We start from the raw sequence: 13,114 nt of genomic DNA on the forward strand, positions 1-13,114 counted from the left end.
CCGTGCGGGGAATGCGGACCGATCATGCAAATGACACCGGCATTGCTGAAGGAGGTTCCGGTTTCGACGCGCGCGGAGAGATTCAGTCGCGTGCGCAGCAATCAACCAGTGCTCGCCAGATGCGTTGGACCTCGACGGTCCTCTCAAGCTCGAGGACGTGGTTCTCGCTCACCTGGCACGATCTCGTCTCCTGGCGCCGTTCGCGCGGCGCGATCCAGCGTTCGGAGATGGGATCGTACCACTTGCCCAGATTGGTCAACGCGTATCTCCTCTTTTCGATCCCCATGCGTGATCGTTCATCCCACGCGCCCGCTACCGGTGTTTTGCGTGTTCTTCGGAGCAGGCGGCGCCTGCTCTTGTCATCGGCTCCGACCCGGTCGTCGCCTTGATGGAGAGCCAACGCGCTGGCGGCGCGCGACGTTCCAATGTCGCGCGCGAAGTGGAATCTTCGAACAGAATCTGGGCGCTAGCGCTTCGGCGCGTTCCGGTCATCGGACGAGGATTCGCCGGCCGTCATGCGCTCCTCGCGCATGCCGACGTCTTCGGACACCGTCTCCAGCGGTCCTTCGCCGTTTTCGGCCTCGGGCGGTTCGCCCGACTTGCGGTACTTGCTGACCAGCCGCTTGATGTCGTCGATCGCCTGGAGCAGCGGCGGCGTCAGCGAGAACAGCGCGCCCATCGCGATGGCAATGATGGTGTGGCGAAACGAGACCTTCTCGTCCTCGTCGAAAGGATAGGCGTTGGGCTCGATGGCTGCCGGCGCGAGGCCGGCCGATGAGCGCGGATGATCCGGCTTCCGCGGCTTGCGCGGCATCATGATGACGACGAACAGCACGTTGATCAGCAGCCAGATGCCGAGAATGATGAGAAAAGTTCGCATTCCGGAAAACCAAAAAAGATAACGCGGCGTCGGCCTAAACCGCCATTGAACGGCCATTCACGTGCCGATGCAAGTTGTGGCTTTCGCGGCGGCAAGTGCTGGTCGAATGAGGCATGACGAAATCACTATCGGAATCCGGCAAAACCCTGGCGCGCCCAGTGGAAAGCGATGGCTGCGTGGGCGAGCCGAGCGCGACGTTGCGGTCGGTCATCCGAAGCGCGCGTCCTGCGGCCGGCTCCTGGCGACGTGCGCGCGCCAGGCGTCGATCGCGCGGTTCGCAAGCATAAGCTGCCGGCGTTCGCCGGTCCTGAGTTGAGCTTCAATGAAGTCGAGCAGAAAGTTTGCAGTCTCGTCCGGCGCGCCGAGCTCGCCGCTCTGCTCCAGGCAGCTCCAGGCAATGAAGAATGCGCTCTCGACGGTGCAGCGGATGGACATGCGCTGCCAACGCAGCGCAGCCGCCGGCGTTCCGCGGCGAGATCTCGATCTCGCCGCAGCGAGGCTCAGGTTCCCCGTCTCCTAGTTCTTCAGCACGACGCGGCCGACGACCTTGCCGGCGCGAAGCTCGTCGATCCATTTCTGCACGTCGCCCATCGGCTCCTCGCGCATCGGCGTCGGCTTGATCTTGCCCGCGCGGGCGAGCGCCATGAGCTCGTGGGCTTCCGCGAGCGTGCCGACCATGAAGCCTTCGACGGTCAGGCGCTTGTAGACCCATTGCACCATCGGCAGCGTGAACTGGCCTCCCATCAGGCCGGAGACGACGACCTTGCCGCCGCGCGCGGCGACCGCGACCGCAAAGGCCATCGACTTCTCGTTGCCGGCGAAATCGACGACCTCGTCGAAGCCGCCCTCGGTTTCTTTCAGAATGCGCTTGATCACGTCGGGCTCGGACGGATCGTAGGCGACGGCCGCGCCGTTCTTCAGCGCGGTCTCGCGCGCGGCCGGCGAGAGGTCGGCGACCGTGATCGGCTGCTTGAACATGGCCTGCGCGAACGACAGGCCCATCATGCCGACGCCGCCGAGGCCGATCAGCAGCAGATTGCGCTGGCGCGGACGGTCGACCAGGCGCTTGAGCGCGCCGTAGGCGGTGACGCCCGAGCACATCAGCGTCGCGGCCTGGTTGACGGGGAGGGGATCGTAGTCGAGCAGGTACTTCGCGTCGGGCACCAGCACATGGGTGGCGAAACCGCCGTCGATGGAGACGCCGAGGAAACGCTGCTTGGCGCAGAGATTCTCGTCGCCGTTGGCGCAGTCGCGGCACTGGCCGCAGCCGATCCATGGAAACACCGCCTTCTTGGCGCCGACAAGGCCGGCGGGAACGTCAGGGCCGACCTCGTCGACGATGCCCGCGATCTCGTGGCCGAGCGTGAACGGCAGTGTCATGCCGCGCGTGGTGTCGAGCTTCCTGCCGCCGCCGAGATCGGCATAGCCGTCCTGGATGTGCAGGTCGGAATGGCAGAGACCGCAGCGCTCGATGCGCACCAGCACTTCGCGTCCTTGCGGCTTGGGCGTGTCGACGATCGTCTCGCACAGCGGCGCATCGAACTTCACCAGGGACTGCCGACGCATCAACGCCATATTCCTTCCTCCGAAATTCCTGTTATTGAGCCTCGCTGCGTATATCCGCCAATTCACGGGCCATGGCAACAAAGCCCGAAATGGGGATCGTCTCGGCGCGCCGCGTCGGATCGACGCCGGCCGCCGCCGCGAGTCGTGCGGGATCGACGCCGAGCGATTTCAGGCTTTGTCTTAGCATCTTGCGGCGCTGGCCGAAGGCGGCGGCCGCGACCTGCTCGAGCAGCTTGCGATCGCAAGGCAGCGGCTCTGGACGCGGCCTGAGGCGTACGACGGAGGAGGTGACCTTCGGCGGCGGCACGAAGGCGGACGGCGAGATGTCGAACAGGATCTTGGTCTCGCAGCGCCAGTTGGCGAGCACGCCGAGACGGCCATAGGCCTCCTCGTCTTCGCGTGCGACGATGCGCTCGCCGACCTCGCGCTGGAACATCAGCACCATCATGTCGTACCAGGGCGGCCACGGTTCGGTGATCAGCCAGTTGATGAGGAGCTGGGTCGCGATGTTGTAGGGCAGGTTGGCGACGATCTTCGCGCGTTCGCCCGAGAGCAGCGGGCGCGGGTCGAACGTCATGGCATCGCCATGCACGATCTCCAGCCGGCCGGGATAGCGCGCGGAAATATCCTGCAACGCCGGGATCGCGCGCTCGTCGTGCTCGATCGCGATGACGCGCCGGGCGCCGAGCGCGAGCAGGGCGCGCGTCAGCCCGCCCGGGCCAGGGCCGATCTCGACGATGATGGAGTCTTCCAGCGGAGCTGCCGCACGCGCGATGCGCGCGGTGAGATTGAGGTCGAGCAGGAAATTCTGGCCGAGCGATTTGCGGGCCGACAGCGCGTGCTGGCGAATGACCTCGCGCAGCGGCGGGAGGTCGTCGATCGCGCTCATCAGATTTGGGTCGCGGCCATGCGGCCCGCGAGCTGGATCGCGGCAATCAGGCTCGAAGGATTCGCCTTGCTGGTGCCGGCGATGTCGAAGGCAGTGCCGTGATCGGGCGAGGTGCGGATGAAGGGCAGGCCGAGCGTGACGTTGACCGCATCGTCGAAGGCGACGGTCTTGATCGGGATCAGCGCCTGGTCGTGGTACATGCAGACCGCGCAGTCATAGAGATTGCGCGCGGCGTCGTGGAACATGGTGTCGGCGGGCAGCGGGCCCCTGGCCTCGATGCCGTCATTGCGCAGCACCTTGAGCGCCGGCGCAATCACCGTCTGCTCCTCATGGCCGAGCGAGCCGTCCTCGCCGGCATGCGGATTGAGGCCGGAGACGGCGATGCGCGGCCGCGCGATGCCGAAGCGGGAGGTCAGCTCGGTCGCGACGATGCGCACGGTCGAGACGATCAATTCGCTGCTGAGCTGGCTCAGCGCCTCGCGCAAGGAGAGGTGGATGGTCACCGGCACCACGGCGAGCCGCGGCGACCACAGCATCATCACCGGCTGAGGCACGCGGCCGTCCTCGGCGGCCAGCTCGGCGAGGAATTCGGTGTGGCCGGGATGGCGGAAGCCGGCGCGGTAGACCACGCTCTTGGCGATCGGATTGGTGACGACGGCGCCGGCGCGCCCCTCGCGGACATCCGTGACTGCCTGGCGGATCGAGGCGAGCGCGGCAGGCGCGCTTGATGCGTCGGGCTTGCCGGGCTCGGCTGTCGCGCTCTGGCCGGTCGCGACCACGGGCAGGGCCTCGGCGAAGGCCGCATTCGCCTCGTTGGGGCTCACCGCGGCGATCCTGATCCCGGCGCCGAGCGCTTTGGCGCGTTGCGCGACGAAGGCCTCGTCGCCGAGCAGGTAGAAGGCGGGCAGGTTCAGCTCACGGCGGCGCAGCCAGGCCGCAATGGTGATGTCGGGGCCGATGCCTGCGGGCTCTCCCAGGGTTAGGGCGAGGGGCTTGATCGGAAGAGCGGCCATCAGCGGTTGCGATATTCGATCATCGCTGCCTTGCGGAGTTCTTCGAGATAGGCCTTCTGGGTCTTCTCGTACTTCTCCTGGTACATCTTCTCGCGGACCTCGCGCTTCTTCGGCGTGTCGATCATGGTCGGCTTGCGCGAGCACAGCACCACCATCTCGATGCCCGCCTTGGTCACCTCCGGCGCCGTCAAATGGCCGATCGGGGTGTCGTCGAGCACCTTGCGCAGCGCTTCGGGCAGGTCCGCCGTCGTCTTGGTGACGGCCTCGCGAATGGTGGCGTTCGGCGTCGAGCGGAACAGCGAATTGGCTTCCTCGCAGCTACCGACGCGGGAGCGATATTGCTCGGCTTCCTTCATCCGCGTCTCCTGGAAGGTCGGGGACGAGCCGCGCGGCACGATCAGCACGATCGGCTGCATCTTGTATTCGGTGCCCTCGATCTGCAGCTTGTCGCCGGTCTGAGCCTGCACGGCCTGCGCGACGTCGCGCTCGCCCACCATCAGCTTTTCCTTGAAGCGGCCGCGCACGAGGCTGGTCCAGACCATCTCGGCCTTCATGCGGCCCTTCAGGGTTTCGGGGCGGACGCCCTTGGCTTCGAGGGACTTGGTGAGCTGATCCGGCGAGATGCGCATGCGCTGCGCCATGCCCTCGTAGGACTGGTTGATGTCGCTGACACCGGGATCGACGCCGTATTTCTTGCCCTCCTTGAGCTTCACCCTGTCGTCGATCAGCTCGTTGATGACGTCCTGCCGGCTGGGAGTCTTCTGCGTCGTCAGCTGGTCGAGCTTGGCGCGCTGGTCGATGTCGAAATCGGTGATCGGATCGCCGTTGACCATGACCACGATGTTCTGCGCGCGCGACGGCGCGGGCAGGCCGGTCAGGACCAGCCCGGCACCGATGGCGAGGAGGACGCGGAAGGCAGGCAATGGAATCGTCATGGTTGTCGCTCGCATGTCAGCCGCGGTGAACCTGCGATCGGGATCGCGCGGCCGTCACTTCACACCGTTCACTGGAAGCCGCCGGCGGAACTGCTGGTCGTCGACGAGGTCGCCAGCGTGCGCAGTCCGATCTGGAACATGAACGCGTGGCTCAGCGTGGGCGGCGTCGTGCCCGCGGAGTAGGCGTACGAGGTTACATAGTTCGCCGCCAGCACGAAGCAATCGTCGACATAGCCGGCGCCGAGCACATATTGGTTGATCTTGTTGGCCTCGAGATCCCAGCGGGCCGACCCCGTCACCACCCAGTTGCTCGCGACCTTCAGCGAGCCGGTGGTGAGGATGCCTTCGCGGCGGGTCAGATAGCCGAGCTCGGGCTGCGATGCGTAATTGCCATACAGCATGCTGACCGACCAGCGATCGAAATTGGCGCGGCCTTCGGCCTCGAAGCGCTCCACGTTCCAGGTCTGCTCGTCCATGCGGGAGCGGACACTGAAGGTGTAGGTCCGGTTGGGGGAGTAGCTGGCGCTTGCGACGTAATCCGAGCGCTGCTTGTCGAGGCCGGAATCCAGGCCGGTGTTGATGGAGTCCTGGACCGCGAAGGAGTTCAGGCCGAACAGCTGGTAGGACTCGCCGAACAGCACCTTGACGGCGCCGCCCCTGTCGAACTGCGTGGTGGACTGCACGCCGACATTGGCGCGGCCGCCGCCCTCGACGCGGTCGTAGCCGGAGAACTTGTCGACGCTGAACAGGTTCGAGGCGTCGAACACCATGCTCTGCGCGTCTTCGTTCGGCAGCTTGCCGGCATAGGTCTCGTTCTGGCGGATGATGATCTGCGCGATCGGCTCGATGGTGGTCGAGCCCCAGGGCTGAACGTTGATGAACGGATAGCGGTATTCGAGGCCGACGGTCGGCATCAGGCGGAATGCCTGGGTGTCACCGACCGGCAGATAGTTCGACACCCCCGGCTGGTTGGAGACCGAGGAGTTGATCGCGTCGGCGCGCAGGCTCGCGAACGGCGTCCAGATCTCGCCGAACGGATCGGTGTAGGACTTGCGCCACTGCGCTTCGGCGGTGAGGCGGGTGTAGGTGCCGGGGAAGCCGCGCAGCAGGCACTGCGACGGCGTCCGCGCGAGCGGATCGGCCGAGGCGGTGGTGCACAGGCCGCTGGTGTTGGCCAGCGTCGTGATGGGGTCGAACACCGCGTTCTCACGCGACAGGTTCACGAAATTGGTCCTGTAGCTGAACTCGCCGCCGAACACCGGATAGTTGAGCACGTTCGAATAGTCGATCACGGGGTAGACGACCGGAACCTTGTCCTGGTTGCCCGAGTAGCTCAGCCAGTACATCGTGCGAGCGTCGAAGAAGCTGCGGTTGCCGACGCCGGTCAGATAGAGCTGCGACAGCGCGTCGGTCGGCAGGTTCAGGAACGAGCCGAGCGGATCGCGGTATTGCGCCAGACGATAGTCCGAGAAGAAATAGTAGTCGGACATCAGGACGCCTTCCCAGCCCCAGACCCATTTGTCGTTCAGCGCGAACTGACCCTTGGTGTCCACGGCGCCGCGGAACTGGCGGTCGCCGGGCTGCCCCGCGAATGCGCCGGGGTCGAGCTGGTCGATGCCATAGGCCCGGATCTGATAGGCGCCGTCGATCAGGCGCTGGCGGAATTCGCCCTGCAGCAGCACGCCCTGGCGCGACAGGAAGCGCGGCGTGATGGTCGCGTCCATATCGGGCGCGATCGCCCAATAATAGGGAACTTCGGCGCCGGCGCCGGTGTTCGTGGTGCCGGGGAAGTAGCCGGGCATCAGGAAGCCGCTCTTGCGCTTCACGGTCGGATCGGGCGTCGAGAAATACGGCATGTAGGCGAGCGGCACGCCGAAGAACTCGAGCTGCGCCGTCTCGAAATACAGCATCTTCTCCTGCTGGTCGTGGATGATGCGGGCACCCTTGACCTGCCACAGCGGCGGCTTCTTCGGGTCGTCCTTACACGGTGCGCAGGCCGTGTAGACGCCGTTCTCGAACACCGTGTAGTTGCCACTGGAGCGGTCGGCGCGGCTCGCGGCCATGCGGGTCTGGTCGGCGGTGTCCACGCGCAGCGAATCGACGAAACCGTCACGGTAGTCGTCGGACAGATCCATGATCTCGGCATAGGTGATCTTGCCGTCGGCATCCGTCATGCGGATGTTGCCTTCGGCATGTAGCCGCTTGGTCTTCTGGTCGTAGATGACCCTGTCGGCCTCGACGCTGGTGCCGTTGTAGAACAGCTGGACGTTGCCGACCGCGGAGACGCGCGAATTGTTGTAGTCGTAGTCGACCTCGGTCGCCTGAACCAGCATCTGGTTGTCGTTGGCGACCTTCGCCGGCTTCGGACGCGGCGGCAGCGGATTGTAGGTGAAGCTTTGGGCGGAGGCGGGCGCCACGGCGGCAACGTCGATCAGCCCGCCGAGCGAGGCTGCCGTGATGACGGCGAGCAGAAGCCTGCGAATGGACAAGCCGCATCCGTTCGCGCGCACCACAGTACGCCGCGTCAAACGAGACACGCGCCCTCGTTGGACGGCAGTCACTAACCGTCCTCCTGATAGAGCAAGGCCAAAAAGCCGGTGAGGCCGCCCACAACAACGGGCAACCACGCCGCAGCGATCGGATGCATCAACTCAGCCTTGCTCAAGTCCTCAGTTACTTTCGACAGAACGTAGAGCAGAAAGCCTGCGCCCACGCCACTCAAAACCATCTTCTGCACGCCGCCCATCCGGAAGAAACGCAACGACACCGAGGCCGCGAGCATCACCATGGCGGCGAGCAAAAACGGCTGCGCCAACAGCTTTTGATACTGGAGTCGATAGCCGGCTGTCGCGAAGCCTGAGCTCTCGGAGGAACGGATGTAGCTCGGTAGTTGCCAAAAGGACACAGTCTCGGGTGTGGAAAAGCTGTTGCGGACCTGGGCCTCGGTCAACGTCGTCGGAATCGCCAGAATCGACTCCTCCCTCGGCGGCCCGTCGAGCGTGAAGCGGCGGACGTTCCTGAATATCCACTTTCCGACTTCGAGCTCCGCCTCGCGCGCCTCGACCCGTTCCTTGAAGTGCTGCTCTGTGTCAAACCGGAACAGCGTGAGCCCCGTCAGCCGGACACCCTGCTGCTCGCTGCGCGCCGCGTTGATGATGGTCTGGCCGTCGTCGGTCACCTGGTTGAGCCAGAAGCCGGAGGCGTCCTGGATGCCGCCGCCGGGCGCCGAGCCGAACAGTTCGGCCTCCATGCGTTTGGAGAGCTCGCGCAGATTGGCCGACATCGGATTGTAGGCGACGGTGGCGATGACCCCGATCAGGAGCGCGCTGCCGAGCGCCGGCGAGATGAACTGCCAGGCCGAGATGCCGGCGGCACGCGCCACCACGAGCTCGAGCCGGCGGGAGAGGGCGAGATAGCAGGTCATGGCGCCGATCAGCATGCAGAACGGCGTCAGCTTCTCCAGCAGCTGCGGCACCCGGAACAGCGAGGTCTCGGCCACCATGATCGCGGAGGCGGATGCGAGGCCGGAGGTCTTGCGCACCATCTCGATGTAGTCCACCAGCACCAGCAGCAGGAAGATGCTCGCGAACACGCCGAGCGCCGCGACGACGAAGCGGCCGGCGAAATAGCGCCCGAGGGTGTTGGTGAGCATGCTCATGCGGTGGCCGGCCGTCCGAACAACCGCGCGATGCGCGCGTTGGACCTGTTGATGGCCTCCATGAGACCGGGGGGCGGTTCGACCACGATGCCGCCGATGATCATCCACAGCCCGATGCCTATGGCGCCCATGACCATCGCATATTGAACGAGCACCGCCTCCGGCGATTTCACGGCCATCACCGAGCAGGCGAAGCCGACCATGCGCAGGCCGAACACCGCGAGGATCGAGGAGCCGATCGAAAAGTTGCGGCTCTGGCGGGTGGTGCGAGGCGCACCCAGGAAGGCGAAGGTCAGCACGGCAAAGGCGAAGGGATAGACCGGTGCGAGCAGGCTGTCATGCAGGGCCGAGCGGAACTGCCCGGGAATCTGCCTGTAGACGGGATCATCCTCGGCCGGCGAGAACAGCTCCCACAGATAGCGCTCGCGAATGCCGAGCGTGACGTCACGGCCCTGGTTGCCGAACTTCGACATGTCGAAGCCGTAGCGCCCGAACGCCACCAGCGCGGGATCGCGCTTGCCCGCCTCGAAACGCTGCAGATTGCCGTCCTTCAGCACCAGGAAGGAGCCGTTCTCGGTCTTAACGACCTCGCCCTGTTCGGCGACGATCGAGACGCGCTCGTTCGGATCGCGGCGGTCGTCGATGAAGATGCCTTCGAGAATGCCGCCGGGCTTGCGCTCGCGAATGCGAATCGTCAGGTTCTTGTCGAGCTGGGCGAAGCGGCCGGGCTGGAGGATGTTGGTGAGCACGTCGGCAGTGATCTCGGCGTCCCACTGCTTGATCCGCCGCATGCCGTCGGGCGCCAGATAGGCCGCGATGAAGGCGACCAGCAGCGCCACCACGCAGGTGGCGTAGAAGAACGGATAGAACAGCCGGAACGGCGAGAAGCCGGCGGCATTCATAACGATGATCTCGGAATCGGTCGCGAGCTTGTTCAGCGTGTGCGAGATCGCGATCATCAGCGCGATCGGCGAGATGATCAGGACCAGCGCCGGAATGACGAGGCTGGTGATGCCGAGGAACGTGAGGATGGTCTGACCCTGGCTCGTCATCAGGTCGATGCCGCGCAACGCCTGCGTAATCCAGATCACGCCGGTGAGGCTGACCAGGACCAGCGCAAACGACGCCAGCGTCGTGCGGAAAATATACCTATCGATCGACCCCATGCGCTACCGCACGAATCCCACCAAGCCCCACTGCCGGCCGGAGCTCCGGCTGTCCAACCAATCCCGGTCAGGGGACCCCCAAGGTTGGGCAACCACCGCTTCCGCCGGCTCACACTCTCACTACCATCCCTTTGATCCGTCAACAAAATGGCTGCCCCGTGGCGCCCCCAATATATGGTTAATATTTCGCTCGTTGTGGCCTGGCGGCCACGGCGGGTGCTTGGCATCGGCCGGGCCGGTGCCCCATAGTGGGCAAAGTCCGGTGAATCGCCGTTCAGCTCCGGCCTGTGGCCGGCTCCGCCGATCGGCAAAAAGCCCCATGTTTTGGAGGAGTTACCCATGTCCGATGCCATCAAGGTCGGCTTCGTCCCGTTGTCTGCCGCCGCCCGTGGCATCCTGGTCGTGTTCTGCGACGACGGCCTGAAGCTCGGCCCGGCGACGGCCAAGGCGCTCGGGAGCGCTGCCGATCTTGTGAAGCGGGCGGCCTCCGCCGCCGGCTTCAAAGGCAAAAGCGGGGCTGCCCTGGACATTCTGGCGCCAGAGGGCGTGAAGGCCACCCGTCTGGTGGTGATCGGGGCCGGCAAGCCGGCGAGCCTGAAGACGAGCGATTTCCTCAAATTCGGCGGCGTGGCGGCGAGCAAGCTCACCGCCGGAACCGCCGCCATGACCATCATGGCGGAATTGCCCGGGGGCGCCATGACCAGCGAGCAGGCGGTCGCGATCGCCTCGGGCCTTCGCCTGCGCGCCTACAGGTTCGACCGCTACAAGACCAAGAAGAAGGACGGCGAGGAGGGCGACTCGCGCGCCGACGTCGCGCTTGCGGTCGGCGACGCCACGGCCGCGAACAAGGCGTTTGCTCCGGCGGGCCACGTCGTCGACGGCGTCGTCCTCGCGCGCGACCTCGTCAACGAGCCGCCGAACGTGCTGTTCCCCGAGGAGTTCGCGCGCCGCGCCGGTCAGCTCCGCAAGCTCGGCGTCAGGATCGAGGTGCTCGACGTCAAGGCGATGCAGAAGCTCGGCATGGGCGCACTGCTCGGCGTCGGCCAGGGTTCGGCGCGGCCGAGCCGCACCGTGATCATGCGCTGGGACGGCGGCAGAAAGGGAGAGGCGCCGGTCGCATTCGTCGGCAAGGGCGTTTGTTTCGACACCGGCGGCATCTCGATCAAGCCGGCCGGCAGCATGGAGGACATGAAGGGCGACATGGGCGGGGCGGCCTGCGTCGTCGGCCTGATGCACGCGCTGGCGGCGCGCAAGGCGCGCGCCAACGTAGTCGGGGCCATCGGCCTCGTCGAGAACATGCCTGACGGCAATGCGCAGCGGCCAGGCGACATCGTCACCTCGATGTCGGGCCAGACCATCGAGATCATCAACACCGACGCCGAAGGCCGCCTCGTGCTCGCAGACGTGCTCTGGTACGTCGCCAAGAAGACCAAGCCGAAATTCATGGTGGATCTGGCGACGCTGACGGGTGCGATCGTGGTCGCGCTCGGCACCGAACACGCCGGCATGTTCTCCAACAACGACGAACTGGCCGAACGCCTGCTCGCGGCCGGCATCGAGAGCGGAGAGAAGGTCTGGCGCCTGCCGCTCGGCCCGGAATACGACAAGCTGATCGATTCCCAGTTCGCCGATATGAAGAACACCGGTGGCCGCCACGGCGGCTCGATCACCGCGGCGCAGTTCCTGCAGCGCTTCGTCGATGGTGTGCCCTGGGCGCATCTCGACATCGCCGGCACCGCCATGGGCGCGCCGAAGACCGACATCAACCAGAGCTGGGGCAGCGGCTATGGCGTGCGCCTGCTCGACCGCCTGGTGGCCGACCATTACGAGCGCAAGTGACCGAATGACCGAAGTGCTGTTCTACCATCTGCAAAACATGACTGTGGAGAACGTGTTGCCGTCGCTTCTCGAGAAATCGCTCGAGCGCGGTTGGCGCGTCGTGGTGCAATCGACCTCGGAGGAGCGCGCCGACGCACTCGACGCGCATTTGTGGACCTATCGCGACGATTCCTTCCTGCCGCACGCGACGTGGCGGGTGAACGATGCCGCCGATCAGCCGATCGTACTGGCGATCGAGGAGGGCAATCCCAACGGCGCCAATGTCCGCTTCCTGGTCGACAATGCGGCGCTGCCGCAGGACGCGCAGGGCTATGAGCGCATGGTGCTGCTGTTCAATGGCGACGATCCGGATGCGCTCGCGTCCGCCCGCAGCGCCTGGGCGGATTGCAAGGCGCGGGGATTTGATGTCACCTATTGGCAAGCCGACGAGCGGGGCCGCTGGCAGCGTCGAAATTAGCGGCCGTTCGTATTAATGATAATTTGCACTTTTCGGGCGATGATCGCTTCTGTCACCTTCGTGCCGCAAAGTGATGTTGGGACAATCGCTTAGGGCTGGTCCTTCACGCGGGGAATTTAGTTTATCGTGCGACATCAAAAGCTTCCCGGCTCGCTCGCAATTGCGTTGGCTGCCGTAGCACCGCTGGTCGCGGGCTGCTCCGGCGGGACCGATCTGCTGTCGAAGGATGCCGAATGGTTCCAGAGGCCGGGTCGTCTCTTCATCAAGAATATCTCGATCGAGTCGCCGCCGCTGACCCCCAACAAGCCGGTGGGCGCTGAGGATCTCGTCAGCGCCGACGGCGCCTGTCCCGGCATGGCGCCAGCGTCCGGTCCGGCTGACGCCAATGCGTCGACGACGGCACCGGCCCCGGCGGGCGGCGCCGTCGCGCTCGGCCACACCGAATGCGACGTGGTGCGCGGCATCGGTGCACCCTCGACCGTCAATCTCTCCAATGACGCCGCCGGCCGTCGCGTCGCCGTCGTCACCTGGACGACCGGGCCGCGCGCCGGCATCTACACCTTCACGTCCGGTCGCCTGTCTTCGATCGAGGGCAATCCAGAGCCGCAGGTCGTGCCGAAGGCGGCCAAGCCGAAGCCGAAGAAGAAATCGGCCGCGTAGGAGCTCGTCCCCCGCGCCAGCGCGATTGGCGCGCGCCTGGCTCTTGCCTGC

13 protein-coding genes are annotated in these 13,114 nt (G+C 65.5%); 3 read left to right on the forward strand and 10 right to left on the reverse strand.

Annotated elements, in window-relative coordinates:
• Nucleotides 1-82 precede the first annotated feature (82 nt).
• The 10 genes from ACNJYB_RS17680 to lptF all read right to left on the reverse strand — a co-directional run bounded on the left by ACNJYB_RS17680 (nucleotide 83) and on the right by lptF (nucleotide 10,107).
• Nucleotides 83-259 carry a hypothetical protein gene (locus ACNJYB_RS17680; RefSeq protein WP_439375101.1) on the reverse strand — a complete coding sequence of 59 codons (177 nt, stop codon included), beginning with the start codon at nucleotides 257-259 and terminating at the stop codon, nucleotides 83-85.
• 207 nt (nucleotides 260-466) lie between these two features.
• Nucleotides 467-880: a phosphonate metabolism protein PhnM gene (locus tag ACNJYB_RS17685; RefSeq protein WP_439375102.1), complete on the reverse strand. Its 414-nt coding sequence runs from the start codon at nucleotides 878-880 to the stop codon at nucleotides 467-469.
• 207 nt (nucleotides 881-1,087) lie between these two features.
• The gene (locus ACNJYB_RS17690) at nucleotides 1,088-1,315 is read right to left on the reverse strand and encodes a hypothetical protein (protein ID WP_439375103.1); all 228 of its coding nucleotides are present in this window, start codon (nucleotides 1,313-1,315) and stop codon (nucleotides 1,088-1,090) included.
• A gap of 81 nt (nucleotides 1,316-1,396) precedes the next feature.
• Nucleotides 1,397-2,455, reverse strand: a complete 1,059-nt coding sequence (locus ACNJYB_RS17695; protein WP_439375104.1) for an alcohol dehydrogenase — start codon at nucleotides 2,453-2,455, stop codon at nucleotides 1,397-1,399.
• A 22-nt stretch (nucleotides 2,456-2,477) separates the two neighbouring features.
• Nucleotides 2,478-3,335, reverse strand: coding sequence for a 16S rRNA (adenine(1518)-N(6)/adenine(1519)-N(6))-dimethyltransferase RsmA (rsmA, locus tag ACNJYB_RS17700; protein ID WP_439375105.1), 858 nt, complete (start codon nucleotides 3,333-3,335; stop codon nucleotides 2,478-2,480).
• A complete protein-coding gene (pdxA, locus tag ACNJYB_RS17705; protein ID WP_439375106.1) occupies nucleotides 3,335-4,348 on the reverse strand; it encodes a 4-hydroxythreonine-4-phosphate dehydrogenase PdxA in 1,014 nt (337 codons plus the stop codon). The genes rsmA and pdxA overlap by 1 nt, the downstream gene beginning before the upstream one ends.
• Nucleotides 4,348-5,283, reverse strand: a complete 936-nt coding sequence (locus tag ACNJYB_RS17710; protein ID WP_439375107.1) for a peptidylprolyl isomerase — start codon at nucleotides 5,281-5,283, stop codon at nucleotides 4,348-4,350. The genes pdxA and ACNJYB_RS17710 overlap by 1 nt, the downstream gene beginning before the upstream one ends.
• A gap of 68 nt (nucleotides 5,284-5,351) precedes the next feature.
• Nucleotides 5,352-7,844 carry an LPS-assembly protein LptD gene (locus ACNJYB_RS17715; RefSeq protein ID WP_439375108.1) on the reverse strand — a complete coding sequence of 831 codons (2,493 nt, stop codon included), beginning with the start codon at nucleotides 7,842-7,844 and terminating at the stop codon, nucleotides 5,352-5,354.
• The gene (gene lptG / locus ACNJYB_RS17720) at nucleotides 7,844-8,941 is read right to left on the reverse strand and encodes an LPS export ABC transporter permease LptG (RefSeq protein ID WP_439375109.1); all 1,098 of its coding nucleotides are present in this window, start codon (nucleotides 8,939-8,941) and stop codon (nucleotides 7,844-7,846) included. The genes ACNJYB_RS17715 and lptG overlap by 1 nt, the downstream gene beginning before the upstream one ends.
• Nucleotides 8,938-10,107 (reverse strand): LPS export ABC transporter permease LptF, encoded by a 1,170-nt coding sequence (lptF, locus tag ACNJYB_RS17725; protein WP_439375110.1) that lies wholly within the window; start codon nucleotides 10,105-10,107, stop codon nucleotides 8,938-8,940. Before lptF ends, lptG begins: the two co-directional genes overlap by 4 nt.
• 339 nt (nucleotides 10,108-10,446) lie before the next feature.
• Here lptF and ACNJYB_RS17730 point away from each other — a divergent pair, with 339 nt between their 5' ends.
• The 3 genes from ACNJYB_RS17730 (at nucleotide 10,447) to ACNJYB_RS17740 (ending at nucleotide 13,063) form a co-directional block, all read left to right on the forward strand.
• Nucleotides 10,447-11,946, forward strand: coding sequence for a leucyl aminopeptidase (locus ACNJYB_RS17730; protein ID WP_439375111.1), 1,500 nt, complete (start codon nucleotides 10,447-10,449; stop codon nucleotides 11,944-11,946).
• A 4-nt stretch (nucleotides 11,947-11,950) separates the two neighbouring features.
• Complete coding sequence (locus ACNJYB_RS17735; protein WP_439375112.1) at nucleotides 11,951-12,403, forward strand: DNA polymerase III subunit chi; 453 nt, start codon at nucleotides 11,951-11,953, stop codon at nucleotides 12,401-12,403.
• A 165-nt stretch (nucleotides 12,404-12,568) separates the two neighbouring features.
• Nucleotides 12,569-13,063, forward strand: a complete 495-nt coding sequence (locus ACNJYB_RS17740; RefSeq protein ID WP_439375585.1) for a hypothetical protein — start codon at nucleotides 12,569-12,571, stop codon at nucleotides 13,061-13,063.
• The last annotated feature ends 51 nt before the right edge of the window (nucleotides 13,064-13,114 follow it).

This window comes from Bradyrhizobium sp. SMVTL-02, assembly GCF_051853005.1.
Classification (GTDB): domain Bacteria; phylum Pseudomonadota; class Alphaproteobacteria; order Rhizobiales; family Xanthobacteraceae; genus Bradyrhizobium.

What these genes read in the sequence shown, in the direction of transcription:
- ACNJYB_RS17710 (WP_439375107.1), bottom strand. Translation starts at nt 5,283, where the DNA reads ATGACGATTCCATTGCCTGCCTTCCGCGTCCTCCTCGCCATCGGTGCC.
- lptF (WP_439375110.1), bottom strand. Translation starts at nt 10,107, where the DNA reads ATGGGGTCGATCGATAGGTATATTTTCCGCACGACGCTGGCGTCGTTT.
- rsmA (WP_439375105.1), bottom strand. Translation starts at nt 3,335, where the DNA reads ATGAGCGCGATCGACGACCTCCCGCCGCTGCGCGAGGTCATTCGCCAG.
- ACNJYB_RS17685 (WP_439375102.1), bottom strand. Translation starts at nt 880, where the DNA reads ATGCGAACTTTTCTCATCATTCTCGGCATCTGGCTGCTGATCAACGTG.
- pdxA (WP_439375106.1), bottom strand. Translation starts at nt 4,348, where the DNA reads ATGGCCGCTCTTCCGATCAAGCCCCTCGCCCTAACCCTGGGAGAGCCC.
- ACNJYB_RS17730 (WP_439375111.1), top strand. Translation starts at nt 10,447, where the DNA reads ATGTCCGATGCCATCAAGGTCGGCTTCGTCCCGTTGTCTGCCGCCGCC.
- ACNJYB_RS17690 (WP_439375103.1), bottom strand. Translation starts at nt 1,315, where the DNA reads ATGTCCATCCGCTGCACCGTCGAGAGCGCATTCTTCATTGCCTGGAGC.
- lptG (WP_439375109.1), bottom strand. Translation starts at nt 8,941, where the DNA reads ATGAGCATGCTCACCAACACCCTCGGGCGCTATTTCGCCGGCCGCTTC.
- ACNJYB_RS17735 (WP_439375112.1), top strand. Translation starts at nt 11,951, where the DNA reads ATGACCGAAGTGCTGTTCTACCATCTGCAAAACATGACTGTGGAGAAC.
- ACNJYB_RS17695 (WP_439375104.1), bottom strand. Translation starts at nt 2,455, where the DNA reads ATGGCGTTGATGCGTCGGCAGTCCCTGGTGAAGTTCGATGCGCCGCTG.